Origin of the sequence: Paractinoplanes bogorensis (assembly GCF_018829635.1) — a bacterium.
GTDB lineage: Bacteria > Actinomycetota > Actinomycetes > Mycobacteriales > Micromonosporaceae > Actinoplanes > Actinoplanes bogorensis.
In genome coordinates, this window is the sequence record NZ_JAHKKG010000010.1 from 194681 (window position 1) to 214498 (window position 19818).

The 19818-nt window shown below is 70.4% G+C and carries 15 protein-coding genes; 3 read left to right on the plus strand and 12 right to left on the minus strand.

Annotation, left to right across the window (positions count from 1 at the left end):
• Positions 1-71 precede the first annotated feature (71 nt).
• Entirely contained in the window at positions 72-713 is a 642-nt protein-coding gene (locus KOI35_RS30985) for a fasciclin domain-containing protein (RefSeq protein ID WP_215792202.1), read from the plus strand.
• A gap of 20 nt (positions 714-733) precedes the next feature.
• Here KOI35_RS30985 and KOI35_RS30990 read toward each other — a convergent pair whose 3' ends face one another.
• From KOI35_RS30990 to KOI35_RS31000, 3 genes are all read right to left on the minus strand, one after another.
• Positions 734-1801, minus strand: coding sequence for an LCP family protein (locus KOI35_RS30990; protein WP_215792203.1), 1068 nt, complete (start codon positions 1799-1801; stop codon positions 734-736).
• 4 nt (positions 1802-1805) lie between these two features.
• Positions 1806-2381, minus strand: coding sequence for a polysaccharide deacetylase family protein (locus KOI35_RS30995; RefSeq protein WP_215792204.1), 576 nt, complete (start codon positions 2379-2381; stop codon positions 1806-1808).
• 289 nt (positions 2382-2670) lie between these two features.
• Positions 2671-5190, minus strand: coding sequence for a 2Fe-2S iron-sulfur cluster-binding protein (locus KOI35_RS31000; protein WP_215792205.1), 2520 nt, complete (start codon positions 5188-5190; stop codon positions 2671-2673).
• 60 nt (positions 5191-5250) lie between these two features.
• Here KOI35_RS31000 and KOI35_RS31005 point away from each other — a divergent pair, with 60 nt between their 5' ends.
• Complete coding sequence (locus tag KOI35_RS31005) at positions 5251-5454, plus strand: hypothetical protein (protein ID WP_246614059.1); 204 nt, start codon at positions 5251-5253, stop codon at positions 5452-5454.
• Here KOI35_RS31005 and KOI35_RS31010 read toward each other — a convergent pair.
• Together KOI35_RS31010 and KOI35_RS31015 are read right to left on the minus strand one after the other, a co-directional pair.
• Positions 5414-5617 (minus strand): 2TM domain-containing protein, encoded by a 204-nt coding sequence (locus KOI35_RS31010; protein ID WP_215792206.1) that lies wholly within the window; start codon positions 5615-5617, stop codon positions 5414-5416. The genes KOI35_RS31005 and KOI35_RS31010 overlap by 41 nt on opposite strands.
• On the minus strand, positions 5614-6312 hold the full coding sequence (locus KOI35_RS31015) for an alpha/beta fold hydrolase (protein WP_215792207.1): 699 nt from the start codon (positions 6310-6312) through the stop codon (positions 5614-5616). Before KOI35_RS31015 ends, KOI35_RS31010 begins: the two co-directional genes overlap by 4 nt.
• A 155-nt stretch (positions 6313-6467) precedes the next feature.
• Between KOI35_RS31015 and KOI35_RS31020 the strand changes: the two genes are divergently transcribed.
• Positions 6468-7211 (plus strand): universal stress protein, encoded by a 744-nt coding sequence (locus tag KOI35_RS31020; RefSeq protein ID WP_215792208.1) that lies wholly within the window; start codon positions 6468-6470, stop codon positions 7209-7211.
• Here KOI35_RS31020 and KOI35_RS31025 read toward each other — a convergent pair.
• The 7 genes from KOI35_RS31025 to KOI35_RS31055 form a co-directional block, all read right to left on the minus strand.
• Positions 7208-8176 (minus strand): AraC family transcriptional regulator, encoded by a 969-nt coding sequence (locus KOI35_RS31025; protein ID WP_215792209.1) that lies wholly within the window; start codon positions 8174-8176, stop codon positions 7208-7210. The two genes, KOI35_RS31020 and KOI35_RS31025, sit on opposite strands and share 4 nt — an antisense overlap.
• A gap of 84 nt (positions 8177-8260) precedes the next feature.
• On the minus strand, positions 8261-9436 hold the full coding sequence (locus KOI35_RS31030; RefSeq protein ID WP_215792210.1) for an MFS transporter: 1176 nt from the start codon (positions 9434-9436) through the stop codon (positions 8261-8263).
• Between the two features lie 11 nt (positions 9437-9447).
• Positions 9448-12264, minus strand: a complete 2817-nt coding sequence (locus KOI35_RS31035; RefSeq protein WP_215792211.1) for an RICIN domain-containing protein — start codon at positions 12262-12264, stop codon at positions 9448-9450.
• A gap of 145 nt (positions 12265-12409) precedes the next feature.
• Positions 12410-13369, minus strand: coding sequence for an alpha/beta hydrolase (locus tag KOI35_RS31040; RefSeq protein WP_215792212.1), 960 nt, complete (start codon positions 13367-13369; stop codon positions 12410-12412).
• Positions 13344-14552 (minus strand): hypothetical protein, encoded by a 1209-nt coding sequence (locus KOI35_RS31045; protein ID WP_215792213.1) that lies wholly within the window; start codon positions 14550-14552, stop codon positions 13344-13346. The genes KOI35_RS31040 and KOI35_RS31045 overlap by 26 nt, the downstream gene beginning before the upstream one ends.
• A 101-nt stretch (positions 14553-14653) precedes the next feature.
• Positions 14654-17539, minus strand: a complete 2886-nt coding sequence (locus tag KOI35_RS31050) for an NB-ARC domain-containing protein (RefSeq protein WP_215792214.1) — start codon at positions 17537-17539, stop codon at positions 14654-14656.
• On the minus strand, positions 17536-19812 hold the full coding sequence (locus tag KOI35_RS31055; protein WP_215792215.1) for an ATP-binding protein: 2277 nt from the start codon (positions 19810-19812) through the stop codon (positions 17536-17538). Before KOI35_RS31055 ends, KOI35_RS31050 begins: the two co-directional genes overlap by 4 nt.
• Between the last annotated feature and the right edge of the window lie 6 nt (positions 19813-19818).

Genomic DNA, 19818 nt, shown 5'->3' on the forward strand with positions numbered 1-19818 from the left:
GACCGGCTTCACGCGAAGTACGGGGTGGCGGCATCGAGGCCGTCACCCCGTACGGGAAAGGAAGCCTTGTCATGAGGATCACCCGCGCCGTCGTGGTCGCCACCGCCGCGATCGTCGCCTCCGCACTGACCGCCGTGCCCGCCTCCGCGCACGGTACGAGCAAGCCGTTAGGCACCAGGTCGCTGGCCGCCGTGCTGACCGCGGACAAGAGCGGCTTCGACCGCAACGGTCACGACTACGACATCCTCACCGCGGCCGTGCAGGCGGTGCTGAAGGCCAAGCCGGCCAGCCCGGTCAAGGTGCTGGCCGACGGCAACACCGCGCTCACCGCGTTCCTGCCGAACGATCTCGCCTTCGAGCGGCTGGTGGCCGACATCCAGCACACCAAGCGGCTGCCCGGCGAGAAGGCGGCCTTCACCGCCGTCGCCGGCCTGGGCATCAACACCGTCGAGTCGGTGCTGCTCTACCACGTCGTCCCGGGCGCCACGATCACCAGCAAGGCGGCCCTCAAGTCGGACGGCGCGAGCCTGAAGACCGCCGCCGGATCGTCCATCAAGGTCGACGTGTACGGCTGGTGCGTCAAGCGGATCGCCCTGATCGACGCCGACCGCAACGACCGCAACCCGCGCGTGATCAAGTTCGACATCAACAAGGGCAACAAGCAGATCGCGCACGGCATCGACCGGGTGCTGCGCCCGATCGACCTGCCGTAGCAGGAGCCCGACGCGGCGCGCTAACGCCCGTGCCGTACGTCGTTCGGTGGGTGCTCGCGCAGGTAGGCGTCGAGCCGTCCACCGCGCAGCGCGTCGAACAGCTCACGGCAGCGCGCCGCGTCGGGCACCATCACCGCGCCGACCCCGGGCACGTCCCGGTTCTCGGCGATCGGCAACGTCATGAAGGTCAGATCCTTCGCGCGCAGGTGCCGCAGCGTGAACGCCAGTCGTTGCACGGGCATGCGGCGATCGACGGTGAGCATTCCCGCCGCCGTACGGACGAGGTTGTCCAGTTTCCGCGGATCGGTGAGGAAGTTCTGGTCGCCCAGCTTCTCGGCCAGCGCCCGCAGGTACTGCTGGTGCCGCTTGGACCGGTCGTAGTCGTCGTTGGGCAGGCCGCGCCGCTGCCGGACGTAGTACTCGGCGAGCTGCCCGTCGAGGTGCACCTTTCCGGCCGGGAAGGCCACACAGCGGCGGGACCGGCCCTGCGGGTCGGTGCACGGCGCCGACATGTACGGGCTGTCGTCGGGCAGGAAGCGGTACCGGTCGACGCTCTTCTTGTCGATCACCACGTCGACGCCGCCGACCAGATCGGTGAGCTTGCGGATGCCGGCGAAGTCGATGATGACCGGCCAGTCGACGGTGACGCCGGTGAACTGGTTCAGCGTCTGCACGAGCCGCGGCGCACCACCCCACGCGTAGGCGGCGTTGACCTTGTTGCGGGGCCCGCGATCCCCCTCGGCGGTGGCGATCGGCAGGTACGTGTCGCGCGGGATCGAGATCACGTAGGCGTGACCGGTCGACTCGGGGATGTGCACCAGGATGACGACGTCGCTGCGCCCGTCGCCCGGCTCCCCCTTGGTGCGGCTGTCCGACCCGATGAGCAGCAGGTTCATCGGCCCGCGGACCTTGGGCGGCTCGGTCGGAGCGCCCGCCGGCCGGGACGGCGCGGGCGGGAGCAGATCGGCCCGGTCGACCGCGGCCTCGTAGCGGTGGGAGAGCGCCCGCGTGCCGGCGACCGCGCCGACCACGCCGATGGCGAGCACGGACAGCACGATGGACAGCACCAGTTTCCAGCGTCGGCGCATCGCGTCACACCCCCACGAATCGGTAGCCGGAATCGAGGAGCACGGGAAGGACACCCCGCAGCGCCCGTACGGTCTGTGCCCGGTCGCCGCCACCGTCATGCGTCAGCACGATGGACCGGTTGCCGACCTGGTCGAGGATTCTGGAGCGGATCCGTCCCGAACCTGGATTGTCCCAGTCCCGCGGGTCCACGTCCCAGGCGATGGACGTTTGGCCCAGCTTTGCGCAGACTTCGAAGACCGTGCGCGACCAGGCGCCGTACGGGGCCCGGAAGAGCTCGGGAATCTCGCCGGTGACGGCGGCGACCTTGTCGACGGCCCGCGCCACCTCGGTCCGGACCGGGCCGGCCTTCATCCGGTGCAGATCCTGATGCGACCACGTGTGCGTGCCGACCGTGTGCCCGTCGGCGACGATGGCCCGGATCAGGTCGGGGTGGCCGGCCGCCTGCTGCCCGATCACGAAGAAGGTGGCCTTGATGTGGTGCTTGCGCAGCAGTGTGAGCACCTGCGGGGTATATGCCGGGTGGGGCCCGTCGTCGAAGGTCAGCGCCACGACCTTGGGGCCCTGGCCGGCCTTCACCACGTAGTGCGGCTCCTTCTGAACGGGAAGTGGCGGGAGCCCGGTCGGGGACGGCGATGGCGAGGGGGACGGCGGCGGAGGTGGCGGTGACGGTGACGAGGAAGGCGGCGCGGAGACCGGGGCCGGCGTCGGTTTCGCGCACGCACTGAGCAGCGTCAGAGCACCGAGTGAGAGCAGCGCACGCCGACTGGACATCATCTTCACCTCCGGCTCCACGCGAACGCGGTTCGCCCGCGTGGAGCCTCGAAGTCTGAAGATCAGATGTCAGGAATCGATGAGGACCGGTTCCTCCTCAGCTGAGGGTCAGGTCTTCGGTGGGCAGGGTCTGGCAGGCCAGCCGCCACCCCTGGTCGAGTTCGGCGGGTGCGAACATGCCACGGTCGTCGGTGCGGTAGGCGCCGGCCAGGATGCGCACCCGGCACGTGCCACAGACGCCCTCGCTGCAGTCGTGCGGGATCGGCACCCCGGCGTCGACGGCCGCGTCGAGCAGGGTCTGGCCCGGGCGGCACGGGAACGAGGCGGCGGCCGTCCGGATCGTGTAGCCGGACACCCCGGCCTCGGCGGCAGCGAGCGCGACGGCGTGCGCCCGCTCGCGCCGGGTCTCGCGGCTGCGGGCGGAGACGAAGGCCTCGGTGTGCACGATGTCGCGGGGCACACCGAGCTCGGCCAGCGCGCCGAGCACGTCGCGCATCATCGCGGCCGGTCCGCACAGGTGGACGCGGGCGACGCCGGCGACGTGCGGCCGCAACGCTTCGAGTCCGATCCGGCCGCGTCCGCCGGGCTCGGTGAGGTAGAGCTCGGTGGTCAGGCCGGGCACAGCCTTCAGCTCGCGGTCGAACGGCACCTCGGCCGCACTCCGGCACCCCAGCAGCAGGGTGATCGGCACCCGATCGGCGGCCGCAGCCAGCACGCTCATCAACGGCGTGACGCCGATGCCCCCGGCGATCAGCAGCATCGGCCCGGGCTGGCCGTCCCAGGTGAACTCCCCGTACGGGCCGGAGACGCGCAACGCCAGCCCCTCGCGCAGATCGTCGTGCAGGAAGGTCGAGCCGAGCCCGAGCGGTTCCCGTTTGACCGCGATCTCGACGTACCCGTCGGCGCCGGGCCCGCTGCAGATCGAGTAGGACCGTTCGATCGGCTCGGCCCCGATCGGCAGGTCGGCCTTCAGGTACTGGCCGGCCCGGAACGCGAACGGCAGAGCGCCGCCGTCCAGCGGTTCGAGGCGGATCCGCCGTACGGCCGGGGTCAGTTCCTCGATGCCGCCGACCCGCAGGAAACCGCGCCAGGGTCCGGTCCGCTTCGGCCGCGGCCCCCGGATCGTGCGCCACATCTTCGACATCTGCGCCGGCCGCAGCACCGAGTTGGCGGCCATGATGCCGCCGGCCAGCGCCGCGTTCACGCCCGGGCCCCACGCGTCCTGTCCGGCGACGATCAACCCCTTTACCGGTGTACGGCTTCCGGCCCGCCCCGACCGCAGCCGGGCCGGTGTCGCCGGCAGCCCGTAGAACGAGCCGCGCACGCTGTGCTGATAGTTCTCGTACGTGAGCGGGGTGGCCAGTTCGGCGTACACGATGGACTCCCGGATCCCGGGCCACTGCGCGTCGAGCCGATCGATCAGGCGCCGGGTCGCCGCGGCCTTGAACGCGTGGTAGCTCTCCGGCCGATCCCCCTCGGTCGTGCCCCGCCACTGCTCGACGACGGCCGGATCGACCAGTTCCAGCATCTCGATCGTGTGGAAGCGGGCGGCCGGATTGTTGAGCGAGGCGAACGAGACGTACAGGGTGCCGTCGTAGTCGTCGAGTCCGGGCATGAACCAGTGGTTCGCGCCACTCGGGCCGAACTCGTCCGGCGAGCGGTCCAGGCCGAGGAACAGCATCAGCGCCGACGGTTCCCCGGTCAGGTCGTCCAGTTCGCGGTTCCACTCCGGCCGGGCCTGGTCGCCGAGCAACGCGTACGTGTTACGCACCCCACCGGCCGAGACCACGATGCCGGCGCGAACCCGGTACCGGCGGCCGGTGGCCCGTTCCACCACGTCGACGGCGGTGACCCGGCCACGGTCGACCACGATCCGGCGCACCTCCTGGTTGAGGCGCAGCTCCACGCCGTACGGGGAAAGGGTCTCCGAAGCGATGGCGGCGATCTCGCGTGGACCGCCGACCGGGTGTGAGGTGCCTTCGAGGAAGAAGGTCAGCGGCACCGAGGCGTGATAGCCGAACGCGCTCGACGGCGGCGGCTGCCCGTAGAGGCCCCAGCGAGCCGCGATGATCGCCCGCAGCCGCGGATCGGTGAAGGAGCGGGCGAGCTGGTCGGTGACCGAGCGGTAGGCCGACGGGAACATGCGGCGGACGAGGCCGAACCCGGCCGACCGGACCGGCGCCGGGAACGACGCGAGGATGTTGCGCGCGACCAGACCGGTCAGGGCCCGGCGAGTGGTGCGGAAGAAGCGGTCGATCGCCACCGCCTCGTCCGGGAACCCGGTCTTGAGGCGTTCGCGGAACCGCTCGCCCGAGCCCGGCACGGTGAAGTCGAAATCCGGGAAGTGGAGGACGTCGTAGTCGTCCGGCAGCGGAGTCAGCTGCACCCGGCCGTCGGTGAGGAAATCAAGGAACGGTCCGGCGTCGGCGCTCATGTAGTGCAGCCCGGTGCCGAAGACGAACCGGTCGTCGCGGGTGAACTCGTGGGTCATGCCGCCCGGCAGGTAGTGCTGCTCCAGGATCAGCACCCGGTGGCCGCCGAACTGCGCGAGGGCGCGGGCGGCGGCCAGCCCACCGACACCCGATCCGATGACGACGACGTCGTACTGCTCTTCCATGACGGCAGGCTAGAAATCGGCACTTGACGAAGACTGAAGGTTCTCGGAGTATCCGCACCTGTGGTGCGGCTGCAGATCCTGGCGAGCGACGCCGGCGCGCGGGTCACCCAGTCCCCCGCCGCGCTCGGCGCCGTCCGCTACGGCTTCACGCTGATTCCGGCCGCGCTGATGATCGTGGCGATCCTGCTGCAACGGCAGTACACCCTCGATCGGACGGCCATGGTCAGCGCCGCAGCAGCCTCCGCGCCGCCCAGAAGTGGATGAGCAGGCCGATGCCCCAGCCCACGATCGACCACAACGGCCAGAAGAACTTCTCCGGCGTGGCGTAGTACCAGGTGAAGACCTGACCGACGTTGGCCAGGACGTACCAGGCGGCATGCGACCACAGTCCCCACCGGACCGCGGTGTCAGTCTGCCCCGTCTTCATTTCGACTCCCGGACGGCGCTCTCGATGAAGGCGACGGTCTCGTCCGGGTGTGAGACGAAGACCATGTGCGATGCCCCCTCGATCACCCGGACCCGGGCCCCCGACCGCTCGGCCATGAACTCCTGGGCGGCCGGCGGGATGATCCGGTCGGCGCCGCTGATCAGGTTCCAGCTCGGAATCGAGTGCCAGGCCTGTGGCGTCGAGGCGGGCTCACCGAGCGCGGCGCCGGTGGCCGGCCGCTGCGTGACCGCGAAGAGCGCGGCTGCACCGGCGGGCAGGTCACCCGCGAAGTTCGGGTGGAACACGCGCGGATCGATGTACAGGTCGACCTGCCCATCGCCCAGCGGCACCGGTTTGAGCGACTCGCCGATCGTGCTGCCGGGGAACTTCTCCACCAGCGACTGGGCGCTCTCGCCCAGCTCGGGCACGAACGCGGCCAGATAGACCAGCGCCTTCACCTGGGTGTTGCCGGTCGCCGCGGTGGAGATCACCGCCCCGCCGTACGAGTGCCCGACCAGCGTGATCGGCCCGTCGATGGATGCCAGCAGCGCCGAGAGAGCCGCGGCGTCGGAAGTGAGCCCGCGCAGCGGATTGGCGGCGGCCACCACCGTGTGACCGGCGGCGGTCAGCCGCTCGATGATCGCGGTGAAGCCGCTGCTGTCGGCGAACGCCCCGTGTACCAGAACAATCGTCATCTGTTTCCTCCCTTTGTGCCGGGAGGTTAGGGCGGGGGCCGTGCACAACCGCTGGACAAGGACTGAACGGTCACGCAACCGTCACGGCGTTGCGTGCCCCTCGACAAACGCGGTGGGCATACCTGAGACAACCGGAACCATCGGAGGGAGCAGGTATGACCATCACGAACGTCGTCGTGGGAGTGGATGACTCGGTGGAGTCGCGGGCCGCGGAGCGGTGGGCCGGCCGGTACGCCGAGGCGGCGGGCGTGCCGCTGCGGGTGCTGCACGCGGATGCGGAGCCGGTGGCCGCCCTGGTCGAGGCGTCGTCCGGAAGCACCCTGCTGGTGCTCGGCGCCCGCGACCGGGGCCGGCTGACCGCCGCGCTCTTCGGGTCGGTGTCCGGGCAGGTCGCGGTGGCCGCGGCGGGCCCGGTCGTGGTGGTCCGCGAGGAGGTCGATCCGCCGGGCCCGGTCGTGGTGGCCGTCGACGCGGCCGGCACCAGCGACGCGGCCGTGCTGTTCGCGTTCGAGGAGGCGGCCCGGCGGGGCCGGGAACTGCACGCGGTGCACGCCTGGCCGGTGCCCGCCCTGCCCTCCGGAGCGGGCAGCACCGGGGTCATGACGAGCACCCGCTATCTGCCCGACGCGGCGCTCGCGGTGCTGGCCACCGCGGTAGCCGCCGGCCGGGCGGCGTTCCCGCAGGTCATCGTGCACGAGCGACTGGTCACCGGGCACCCCGAGGAGGTCGTCCCGGACGAGACCACCGACGCCGCGATGCTGGTCGTCGGCTCGCGTGGCCGCACCCCGCTGACCGGCCTGCTGCTCGGATCCACCAGCCAGGCGCTGCTGCACCGGTCGACCGGGCCGGTCGCCGTGGTCCGTACGGAAAATGTCGCCGTGGTCCGTACGGAAAATTAGGAACGCAGGGTCTCGCTGGGACGACGGCCGAACGTGCTGCGGTAGCGGGCCGAGAACCGGCCCAGATGGGTGAAGCCCCACCGGTGGGCGATGGTGGCCACGGTCTCGACGGTGGGGTCGGCGGCCTGCAGGGCGTAGTGCGCGTGGTCGAGCCGGACCCGGAACAGGTAGCCGATCGGGGTGGTGTCCAGGTAGCGGCGGAAGCCGGCCTGCAGGGTGCGCACCCCGACTCCGGCCGCGGCCGCGATGTCTTCCAGCGTGATCGGGTCGGCGGCGTGCGCCTCCACATAGTCGATCGCACGGCGCACCACGGCCGGGGCGGTCGGGTGCGGGCCGGCGACGTAGTCCATGGTCATCGACGTGTTCGGGAAGACCGTCACCGCGGTGGCGGCCGCGGTCTCGATCAGGGTGCTGAGCATCAGCGGGTGGATCGCGGTCTCGCCGGGCACGGTGAGCATCCGGATCAGGTAGACGACGGTGTCGGCCCAGCGCCGGCCGGCCGCCGCGTTGATCGGTGTCACCCCGTCGAAGCTCAGGTCGCCCGGCTTGACCCCGAGCCGGCCCGCGGCCCGGTTCACCGCCTCCATCGGCAGCTGCAGGATGTATTGATCGCTGCGGTCCAGCACCAGGTCGAGCGCGGCACCGGGCGGATAGAGGATGACCTCGCCGGCCGAGGCCTGGCCGTGGAGCCGCCCGGTCGCCACGGAATATCGGCCGGAGAGCACGGACGAGGTCAGGAAGGTCGGGAACGGCTCGGTGCGGAAGCTCATCCGGGCCAGGTAGCGGGGGCGGTCGATGATCAGGCCACCGGCCGAGATCATGCGCGACCGGAACTCGAAGTCGTGGCCGCTGCCGTCGAGCATCGGGATGTGGTCGACATACCGCCGGGTGATCAGATCGCGCACTTCCTCGAAGTCACGGGACTCCGTGGCGGCGTGGATGATCGGCACCTCGTTTGCGGACACGTGAACCCCCTCCCGCGACGTTACGACGGGGATACCGCATTGCGAAGGCCGGTAACCCGGTCGGGCTCGCCCGAAGCGACGTATTCAGGTCGGCCGTCGGGCGGCCGCAAGGAGAATACCGCCTGACACCGCTCCGATACTGCCGGTGATCAATGCCGCGGTCGCCCCGGCACCGTCCACAAGCAGACCGCCGACGACCGCGCCGAGCGCGATCGCGATCTGGAACACGGCCACGGTCAGCCCGCCGACCTGCTCGAGGCGTTCCGGATCGGCGCGGGCGCCCCAGGTCTGGGTCGTCGTCGGAACGCCGCCGAACCCGAAACCCCACAGCGCGGCGGCGGCGAACAACCCGATGGTCGAGCCGCCGAGCACGACCATCGCGAGCATGCCGGCCCCGAACACGGCCGGGAACCCGACGGCGGCGACCCGCATCGCGCGGTCGACCAGGAAGCCGCTGAGGGCGGTGCCGAGCACGTTGGCGATGCCGTAGACGAGCAGCAGGACGGCCAGCCCACCCGCGTCGATGCCGGACACGCTCTCGGCGGCCGGCCGGATGTAGGTGAAGCCGGTGAACTGGCCCGCCGCGATCAGCAGGATCGCGGTCAGGCCGAGCAGCAGGACGCCCGAGCGCAGGGCCGAGCCGAGGGCCCGCAGCCCGCCCACCGACTCCGGGGCGACGCGGGGCAGGGTCACCACCTGCACGACCAGGGCGAGCACGGCCGCCCCGGCGCCGAGCAGGAACACCGCCCGCCAGCCCCAGAGTTCGCCGAGCCAGGTGCCGAGCGGGACGGCGGCGATGGTGGCGACCGAGACCCCGGCGTTGATCACGGTGACCGCACGACCGAGGCGGTCGTCGGGGACGAGCCGCGTCACGATCGCGATGGCCAGCGCCCAGTAGCCGCCCAGCGCGACGCCCAGCAGCAGGCGCGCGGCCAGCAGCACCGCGAGGTTGGGTGCCACGGCCACCAGCAGGTTGGCGACGATCGCGGCGACGGTCAGCCCGAGCGTGACGTGCCGCCGGTCGACGTGGCGCAGCCAGGCCGGCAGGAGCAGGCCGGACAGCACGGCACCGACCGCGGTGACGGTGACCGTCTGCCCGGCGGTGCCCGGTGACACGCCGAGTTCCCCGGCGATCCGCGGGAGCAGGCTGGCCGGCAGGAACTCGGACATGACGAAGGCGAAGAAACCGAGACTCAGCGAGACGACACCGGCCCACGAGGTTCTGCCGGGTGCGGCCGGTGCCGTGACGCTGTTGATCATGCAAGGAAAGCTCAGCCGGGGATGATCCGCCACCTCTGGTGGGCCAGTCCGGCATCGGCCCATTGGCCGACCGTCGCACTGTTGGCGGTGGATCCGCCCTGCACCTCGAGCACCTTGCCGTCGTGCCGGGCCACGATCGCGAACACCCCGGCCGCCTTCCAGGCCAGCCGCCACTGCTGGTTGCCGGTGCCCAGGTAGTCCCACAGGTGAGCGAGCGCGCCGTCGGCCGTCGACTGCCCGGCGATGTCGACGCACCGGTCGACCATGCTGCTCACGATCCGGAAGTACCCGCTGCCGACGTCGACGAACTTCCACACGTGGTCGGCCGTGCCGGTCGGCGGATACTGCACGAGTTGCGCGCCGTTGGTGGTGGCCATGTTGTTCACCGCGAGCACCTGGTTGGTGTGCGTGACCTGCAGCTTCACCGTGCCGTCGGGGATGAACCGCCAGTTGTGGTCGGCCGTGCCGTTGTCGGCGAACTGCACGACGTTGGCCGAATCGGCCGTGGACATGCCGGACACGCCGAGCACCTTGCCCGAGTTCTTGTTCTTGACGCGCACGTAACCGTTGCCGTTGTCGAGCACCTGCCACAGGTGGTCGGCCGTCCCGTTGTCGCTGAACTGCACGACCTGGGCCGAGTCGGCCGTCGACATGCCGTCGACCCCGAGCACCTTGCCCGAGTTGACGTTGACGATCCGGACCCAGCCGTCGCCGTTGTCCACGATCTGCCACAAATGGTCGGCCGTGCCGGTGTCGCCGAACTGCACGACCCGCGCGCTGTCGCTCAGTGACATCTGGTCGACGCCGAGCACTTTGCCGGAGTTCTGGTTCTGGATCCGGAACGCGGCGGCCGGCGCCGTCCACGGCTTGCCGTCACCGATGCGCGGGAACGACGTGATGCGCAGCCGGGCCGCACCCATCGGGATCAGCGTGACCCGCTCGACCGGCTCGGCCGACGGCGTCGGACTGTCCTGCAGCACGGTCACGACGGTGTCCGCGTCGGCCTTCCAGTTCGGGATCTTCCGTGCATTCGTCGTTATCCGGACCGGCGCGTTGGCCGGCGTGAACGGGTCGTTGGCGTTGCCCAGCCCGGTCGTGACCGAGAAGCCGTCCAGCGCCAGACCGTAGTTCCAGGCCGAGCCGGGCCGCACCTCGCTGGTCGGCCAGGCGTCGCTGCCCCCGATCCGGCTCCAGTTCTCGGTGATCGCCAGCGAGAACGTGAGCGCGCCGAAGTCGACCGACACCGCATTGTGCATCGCCGTCCAGGTGCGGACCTTGGCCTGCATCGGGAGTCGCAGCACCACCTTGTCGCCGTTGTTCCAGGTGCGAGAGATTTTCCCGTACGTCGGACCGGCCGCGACAGAAGCAGCGGCACCGTTCACGGTCAGCGAGGGCGTGGTGCACCACTTCGGGATGCGCAGGTAGAGCGGGAAGGCGAGCGCCTTCGGCGTGCTGATCGTGTACGTGATGGTGTCGCCGAACGGGTAGGTCGTCGCGGCCGTGATCGTGACCGCCGTGCCGTCGCCGACCGCCACGGTCACCGTCGACGGCCCGTGCAGTTGCGCGGCCAGCCCGTTGTCCGGGGTCGCGGCCCACATCTCCTCGACGTAGTAGGGCCAGCCCATGCCGTAGTTGTGCGGGCAGCACCGGTAGTTGTCGATGCCGAGCATGTAGGCCTGCATCGCGAACGTGTTGTCGAACTGCCGCGAGTGCCCCGGCCGGTCCAGCAGCGCGATCGTGTTCGCGCTCGTCACGTAGTGGATGCCCTGCTGCTTCGGGTCGAGCCCGGCGGGCAGGCTGTTGAACGCGAGATCCTCCACGCGGTCGCCCCACACGGGATCGCCGGTGATCCGGCCCATGATTTCGTGGCTCAGCATGAACTCGACGATGCCGCAGGTCTCGAAGCCCTGGCGCGGGTCGCCGAACCCGGGCCGGGCGTTCTCGTCGCCGGCGAAGCCACCACCGGGGAACTGCCCGTACGTGGTCATGATGGTGTTGTAGTTGTTGTAGCTGGCCTGCGTGTGGGCGTTGTCGCCGGACAACATGCCGTAGACGGCCGGCTCGCGGAAGCCCTGGGCCAGGTTCACGTTGTGCAGGGTCGGCAGGTTGTTCATGTAGTTGGCCGAATTCGCGTGGATCTTGCGGGCCAGGTCGAGCAGGAACGCGTCGCCCGTACGGTTGTAGACCCAGAAGACGACCTCGAGGGTGTCGGCCCACCGCTGCGCGCCCCAGCTCTGATTGAAGGCGCTGAGCGGGGCCCGGTTCACGTACTGGAAGAACCGGGTGAAGAACGGGATCACCGCGGCGTCGTTCGTGTACTCCTGGTAGGTCCGGATGGCGTGCAGCATCGGCATGTGCGGCCAGAAGTCCGGTCCGCCGCTCAGGCTGGTGCGCAACGCGGTCGGTCCGAAGTAGCCGTCCGACGCCTGGGTCGCCATCACGCCCTTGATCCAGCGGGCGGTCTGCTGCTGCACGGTGGCGTTGCCGGTCACGTAGCCCAGGCTGCTGTAGCCCTTGAGCCAGTACGGCAACTCCTCCCAGCCGCCGAGGCTGGGGGTGATCCAGCCGGTGTTGTTGTACTGCAGGAAGTGCGAGATCTCGGTCATCCGGCCGTTGATGCCGGCCAGCTGGTAGTTCAGCTGAGTCGAGAGCCAGCCGCCGGGCTTGACCGCCCCCGGGGCGAGGCGGATGAACGCGTCGGGCCGCAGGGGCGCCCGATTGGTGACGTAGCCGGGGGCCGCCGCGGCGGCCGGGCCGTCGGTGAGCCACATCGCGGCGGCCGCGGCGGGGATCGCGGCCGCGCCGGAAAGAACGGATCGTCGGTGCACGTCTGCCTCCTGGCATGACAGCAGGCGTTCGAATGTGGGGATTCATGTGCGAACGCCGGGGAAACCCGATCGTAATCGAGCCGTGTCGATGCGTAAACACTCGTGCCCGAACAGGCAAAATGCGGTGCGGATGGGCGACGCAGGCTCAGCGGCCGAGTTCCATCAGCGACAGCATCAGGTGGATGGTCTCCGGGTACCAGAAGTCGGAGTGGCCGCCATAACGCCACGACGCGTCGACATTCGTCAGGCGCTGAAAATCGGTCGACGCATAAGTCTCCGCGGTTGCGCGCAGGGGAACCGTCGGGGCGCCGTCTGCGCCCACAGCTCCGAGGCCGCGGACTTTCTCTGTGAACGGGTGCCACGTGGCCAGCGCCTTGTCGTGCGGCGAGACAGTCAGCACGACCGGTCCCGATATCGGCGCGGTCCCGTCAACAAGAGCACGGAACTGCTCTTGGAAGATGTCCGGACGGGCCGCCATCTGCAGGCCGAGGAAGGTGTCCACGGAGAAGGGCTCGCGTGAATGCCACGGCCACCCCAGCGTCGGCGCGTCCGGCGGATCGGCCGCGTACGAGATGGCCTCGCCGAGGAAACGGCAGCCGAAGGAGTGTCCGACGCAGTGCAGGTACTGCCCGCCGGAGGTGCGCAGCGTGTCGGGACCGTGTGGCCGGTTGCGGCTCGCGTCGAGATAGCCGAGCAGGGCGGCGATGACGTGGGCGGCGTACCCGGTGGTGGTCATCGCGTGCGCACGATCACGGATGCGCTTGTACCCGGCCGGTAGCGGGTCGCTGCGCGACGGCCACTGCACCGATACGAACATCGGCCGGAACGGCGACAACCGCGGATATCGGTCCGGGGAGTATCCGGACCAGAGCCCAGCGAACAGCCGGCGCGACGAGGCGGATGCGCGCCGGTGGCTGTTCTGCCAGCCGTGCACGAACACCACGATGTCGGTGATCGCCGCGGGAACGGACAGGTGGCCGGCCAGCCAGGAGGCGACCTGAGCCGGCGGCACCGGATCCCGGCCGTTCAGGAGGGCGCCACGACGGTCCAGCCGCACGGTTGTATAGGCGGCGAAGTTGTCAGCCCGCGGCAACGGGGTCGGCAACGCGCTCACTCCTCTCGCAGAAGTGACTGTCGATGCCGTTGTAGAGGGCATAGGACAGACCGAGCGGATTGTGCAACTGGTCGATGTGCCGCGAGATCAGCTGCCGCATCGACTCGCCGACCGGTTCGCGGGTCTCGATCAGGTGCGGCAGCAGTTCGGTCGCGAACCGGCTGGCGTAGCGGACCGGAATGATGATCGTCGGCCCGATCATGCAGCCGGCGCCACGCTCGAGCAGCACCCGGCTCAGGTATCCGCCGACCTGGTGGTCGGTCTCGCCACCACGGCAGGAGTTGACCAGCACCAGCGGCAGATTGCGCAGCCGGCGGCGCCGCAGCCAACTGTCGACGTCCCCGCTGCTGATCACATCCCGGTCGCCCACGTGCAGGGTAAGCCGCCGATCGTCGTCGGCTTCCGTGCAGTGACAGCAGAAGTAGATCAGCTGGTCGTCGGCGCCGTCGGTGCGCAGCCGCAGCTCGATGTCGCGGGCCGAGGTGGCCGGATGCACTGTGCCATATTTGGTCAGCTCCTCGATGACCGGCTGCACCACCGTCCGGGCCGCCCGGGGTGGCTGCTCACGCTGCTCGTCGAGGCGGGCATCGAAGTAGACGCCCGCGTCCAGCTGTCCGTCGAGCGGGATGCCGGTGCCGACGGCCGGGCCGAAGTCGAAACGATGCTCGACCAGATTGCGATAGCCGACAAAGGCCGTCCGATCCACCGCGCCGGCCGGCAGCGGTTCGTTCCACTGCTGCGGGACATAGAGCATCGACCACGGGACCACCAGATCCTCGTCGATCGCGCCTATGACCTGGCCACCCTCGTACAACGCGGCCGCCAGCACATCGCCGATCTCGCGCAGACCACCGTCGTGGTCGAACAGGTGCTCGAACAGTTGGTGCCCGGCGCGGGCGAGATCGTCGAACATGCGCTCCACCGGGCCGGCCAGCTCCGTGCCGCTCAGGTCGGCCTGGTCGGCCAACGGGTACTGGAAGACCGACCCGGGCGTCCAGGCCTGCAGGTCCTGCCACGTCACCAGGCTGCGCTGCCACACCCGGTAGAGATCGCTGATCCAGCCACGGATCTCGGGCCGGTCCCTGGGCAGCCGGGCCTCCAGCTTTCCGGGGAGGTGGAGGTCCACCGCGGGACCCCAGACGTGCACCAGGTATCCGGCACCGTCGCGTCGCATCTGGATCTTGATTGTTCGTTTGTGGACCTCACACGCGTGCGGATCGGCGGAGGTCAGGTCAAACAGATCATCGATGAACTCGTCCCGGGAGTCAGGTCCGGTCATACGGCGGCGCTGTCGGGGTCGATCGGCAGCTCCAGGTCGGACTGCTGCAGAAGGCGGCCGGTGTCGGACGCGAAGACGAGCACCTTCATCGGCAGTGGCCCGGCCTGGCGGGGTACGACGGTGAAGACCTGGGGGGCGAGCGGCGCCCACGGGTCCAGACGGACGGTGCACACCGCCGGCGTCACCTCGGCCCCCACCGAGACGAGCTTGATGTCGAGATACTCCTCGCCCGGCGGTGGCAGGTCGACGCTCAGGGACGGGGAGCCGATGCCGCAGGCGAACTCGAACGGCGCTCCGGGGTGCAGCCCACCGGCGGGGAAGTTCCGTGTCAAAGGCCGGCGCCCCGGACCGGTCGTCCGGGCCAGGGCCGGCTCCGGGCTGAGCCCGGCCGAACGCAGGGTGCCCTGCTCCCCCTGGTCGTCACCGTGTACGCGATAGACCTGCGCGGCGGCCAGCAGTCGGCCGCGGCCGGCACCGACTTGCCCGCACGCCACCTCCAACTCTCCCCGGGCCCGCCACAGTGATGCCCGGACCGGTGACAGGTCGTGGGCCAGGAGCTGTTCGAGGCTGTCGCACTGTGCTTCCGCCTGGTCGATCTGTGCGCGCGCTTCGTCGGTCCGTCCGTCCACGGTCAGGGCGCGGGTGAACAGGCACCGGGCCAGGGCCACGCCGGCGTAGTCGTGCATGCTCTGATACCGATGCACCGTCTCGGCCGCCCGGAACATCACCCAGCGGCTCAACCCGCCGGGATCCCGGGGCGGCTCGGCTGTGAGCTGTTCGAGCCTGGTCTCCACCACGCGCCGCAGCAGCCAGGCCGACCGCGACGCGTCGTCGGCGAAGCGCCGCCGGGTCGACCACAGATGGTCGACGGCGGCCTTCCACCGGCCTTCGCGGCGGGCCCGGTCGGCCAGGGCCAGCCCGAGCCAGTAGGCCAGTTCGTTGTCCTCGTCCGCCTCGCCGGGATCCAGGTTCTCCTCGGTCGGCAGTATGGGCGCACGCATCAGGGCCACCACGCGCTGCAGCCTCCGATCAGCACCGTCGGCCGCCAGCAGCCCCGCGCGATCGAGCTCCCAGGCGGCCGAGCGGTAGGCGCCCAGACGCAGGTAGGCCTCACCTCGGCGACGCCGGACCTCGGCCTCGGCGGACTGCGGGGAGAACACCTCGGCTCCCTCGGGTGGCCGGCGACGGGCCCGCCACAACCGTAGTCCGTTCGCGGTGACGGCGGCTTCGCGTAACGCGGCGAAGCCTTCGGCCCAGCCCGGCAGTGGGCTTTGCGCGGCATCCGGTCGGTAGCCGCCGAGGCGGGTCAGGAAGCCGCCCCGGGCCAGTTGCACCGCCACCACAGCCCGCTCGTCACGATGCTCGCGGGCCGACGCCAGCGCCAGATCCAGAACGCCCAGAACCTGTCGGCGGTCGACCCCGTCGGGCATGCAGTCGCCCAATCGGGCGGCGATCCGCCAGCACATCTCGTAGTGCCCGCGCCGGTGAGCCGCCTGCACGCACCGCAGAAGATTGCGGTATTCGGCCCGGACCCAGCGATCGGACAGATTCGCGATGAGCTTGGGCAGGCTGGAGTCGCGCGGGAACCACGAGCGGTCCCCGGTGCGGAAGCCGGAACGGTATCCCGGTTCGTGCTCGACCAGGACCAGGTCGATGATCTCGAGGTAGGCCTCGTCGAACCGGTCCATCGCGGCGGCGTCAGCCTCGCGGTCGCGGCCCTGCCGGGCATGGACCGAGAACGCCCGGAACAGCGGGTGGAACCGGTAGCGATCCAGGCCCGTCAGCTGGTCGGACCCGGCCGGCTCGAGCAGTTGCCGCTCGGCCAGGCGGCTGACGATCTTCTCGGTCTCGATCTGCTCGTCGTCGGCGCGGAGATCCAGCAGCGGCGCCAGCGCCCAGGGCACAAAACTGTCGGCCTCGATGAGCGACAGCAGCTGGAAGGAGAGTCGCTCGACGCTGGTCAGCCGGGCGTACTCGCTCTCGATCCGTTCGCGCACGATCGCACTCTCGCGGCCCTCCGGGTCGGGAACCCGCAACTGCGCGGCTCTCTGCGGCGAGCGGGCCTTCGTCTCCACGATCACATTGCCGAGTGCCTCGATCGCCAGGGGCAGCCGGCCCAGACGGTCGACGATGTCCACGGCGAGTTCCTGCGTGTTCGAGGGCTGCTCATCGCTGACCGCGTACAGCATCTCCAGCGCATCGACCGTGCTCAACGGGCCGAGGTGATGCGATCGCACGCCCAGCGCCGGCCCGAGGTCACGGCGGCTGGTGACGATGACCGCGCACTTGGCGCCGCTGGGCAGCAACCGCGACACCTGGTCGTGATCACGGGCGGCGTCGAGGATGACCAGTATCCGGGCGCTCGAGGTCAGCGACCGGAATCGTGCCGAGCGTTCCACGGTGGCCCGGGGCAGACGCTCTCCCGGCCGCAGCACGGTGAGGAAGCGCAGCAGGACGTCGCTCTCGGCCCGAATGCTGCCGGCTTTGCCGAGGTTGGCGTACAACTGCCCGTCCGGAAAGTCGTCCGCGATCGATCGCGCCAGCTCCTGGGCCAGCACCGACTTGCCGACTCCGGGCATGCCGTGGATAGCCAGGATGATCGCGCCGTTGGACGCTTCCGGCTGGCTGAGCGCGCGCAACTGGGCCCGGAGGTCCTCCAGGTCGTCGGTACGACCCCGGAACGTGGGCAGGCGCATCGGCTCGGCGCCGATCAGCCCGTGCCCGGGCTGCCAATGCAGGGCCCGTTCGGCGAGGATCACGCCCGCGACAGCGGCCGCCACGGTCAGCAGCAGAACGGCACCGAAGGTTCCGGCTCCGGCCCGAGCCAGCGTCAGCCCGGCCGCCGCCACCAGCGCGATCACCACCGCGATCCGCCCTCTCATGAGGTGGCCGCCGCGACGGGATCGGGGCGCCGTTGCAGACGGTTCAGGCGGCGCCGGACCCGCATGGCTCCCCAGTCCGCACCGATCGACGCGTACATTCGCCGGGCCGACCGGAGGAGGTCTACGGCATGGTCGTCCTCGTGGCGTAGTTCCTGCACCCGGGCGAGTTCCTCCGCGGCGCCGGCCTCGGCCCAGGGGTCGCCGCAACTGTGGAAGGTCTCCAGAGCCTCACTGAGAAACAGCGCCGCCCCGTCGTGATAACCCTGCCGGGTCAGCGTCTTGCCGGCCTCCTGCCGACAGTGGGCCCGCCCGTAGCGATGGCTCATCTCGTCGAAGTGCCCCAGGGCGGACAGAGCCAGGTCCAGCGCGTCGGTGTACCGCCCGTCGTGTCGGGCGGTGATCGAACGCTGATAGTTCAGCCACCCCACCCACAGCGATTGCCCCAGCTCGGCGGCCTCGGCCGCGGCGACCGCCAGGCAGTGTTCGGCCTGCTGATTCCGGCGCTCGGCGAGCAGGACCCGGCCCCGGGCGTAGGCGAGGCCGGCCCGCTGCCGCGGCTCGGTTCGGCACAGCTGATCCGCCCGGTCGAGCAGCGGGTGTCCGCGCGACGCGTGCGAGCTGATCGATTCGACCAGGGCCGCCTCGCGTAGCGTCCGGATGCTCTCGATCCGGTCGGGTGTTCCGTCCAGGAGCCGGCGGGCCTCCCGCAGGGACCGGCGGGCCCGGCCGAGGTGCCGCAGCCGGCGGTGGCGCCAGGCGTCGATCCGCCAGGCCCGGATCATCGACCGCGGGTGACCACTTCGCATCGGCAGTCTCAGCAGGTCGTCGACCTCGTCGAGACCGCCCAGCTCACTGTGGAGTTCGGCCAGCATCGCCGTGGCCTCGGCCTCGGCGGCGGTGTCGCGCAGATCGCGGGCGTGCGAGATGACATGACGGGTCGCGTCGAAGGCGGCCGCCAGCTCCCCCTGGTGCACACGCCCCTGGATCACCTCGAAGAGGTCGTCGGCGATCGGCGACGACATCCGCCGGTCCCGGCTCGCCTGCAGAGCGCGCTCCGCCTCTCCCTCCGGCGCTGGGCCCCGCCGGTCCGCCAGCTGGCGGGCATAACCCTGCACGTGCTCGAGGATGCGGTACAACTGCACGCCGGCCGCATCGCGGGTGAAGCGCTCGAGCAGGCCGGCATCCGTCAGCCGGTCGCACAGCAGCCAGGCCTCCGACTCCTCGCCGCCGAGCACCGCGGCCAGTTCCCAGGGCTCGAACTGGCGGTTCCGGATGTACCCGAGCCGGGTGAGCGCCTCCTGCTCCGGACTGGCCAGCATGGCGTAGCTGACGTTGAGGGCGGCATCGAAGGTTCCGCCCTGCCGCATCCGGCCCAGCGCCGCCCAGAGACGTGTGTTCGGCCGGGCCGCCAGGGCCATGCCGACCAACTGGATCGCCAGCGGATGACCGGCCGCGGCCGAGACGATCAACAGCGCCGTGTCCCTTTCCCGTTCCACCCGTTCGGCCCCGATGATCCCGCTCAGCATGCGGACGGCAGGCTCCGGTTCGAGCTCCGCCAAGGGGATGTCGAAGGTCTCCAGCTCGGGCAGCGGGGCCCGCGCGGTGATCAGGACGGAACACCAGGATGTGTCCGGGAGCAGGGGCAGGACCAGGTCGGCGCTGCTGACGTCATCGAAGACCACGAGCAGCCGCCGCCGGGCCGAGAGCCGCCGGGCCAGCCGCCGGTACAACGCCTCCTGCCGGGCCGGCTTGGGCGGCACCATCCGATCCGGGCCAGCCAGGGCATGCACGAATCTTCGCCGCACTGTTCGAACTGACTTCTCGAGCGCCATGTCCGGGTCGAACTGGGCGAACAGCTCCCCACCGGGGAACTGCTGCGCCACCCGGTGCGCCACATAGAGCGCGAAGGCGGTCTTGCCGACGCCGGCTTCTCCGGACACCAGCGCGATCCGGCGACGGCCGTCCCAGCGCCCATCGTGCTCGTCCCCGGTCAAGTAATCACAGAGCCGGTCGACATCGTCCTCCCGGCCGACCATCGAGGTGGGTGGCGGCGGCAGATTGGACGGTGCGGCCGGCCGGGCGTGACGCAGCTGATCCGAGACGTACCAGCCGGCGGCGCCGAGGAGGTAAGCGGCTGCGACCACGAGCAGCACGGACACTCCTGGGCGGCCGTCGATCGCCAGGACGGCGGCGGCCGGGAGCGGTACGCCCAACAGGACCAGGACCGCCGAGCGATAAGGAGTGACCCGGTCGAGAAGCAGCTGGCGCACCATGACCCC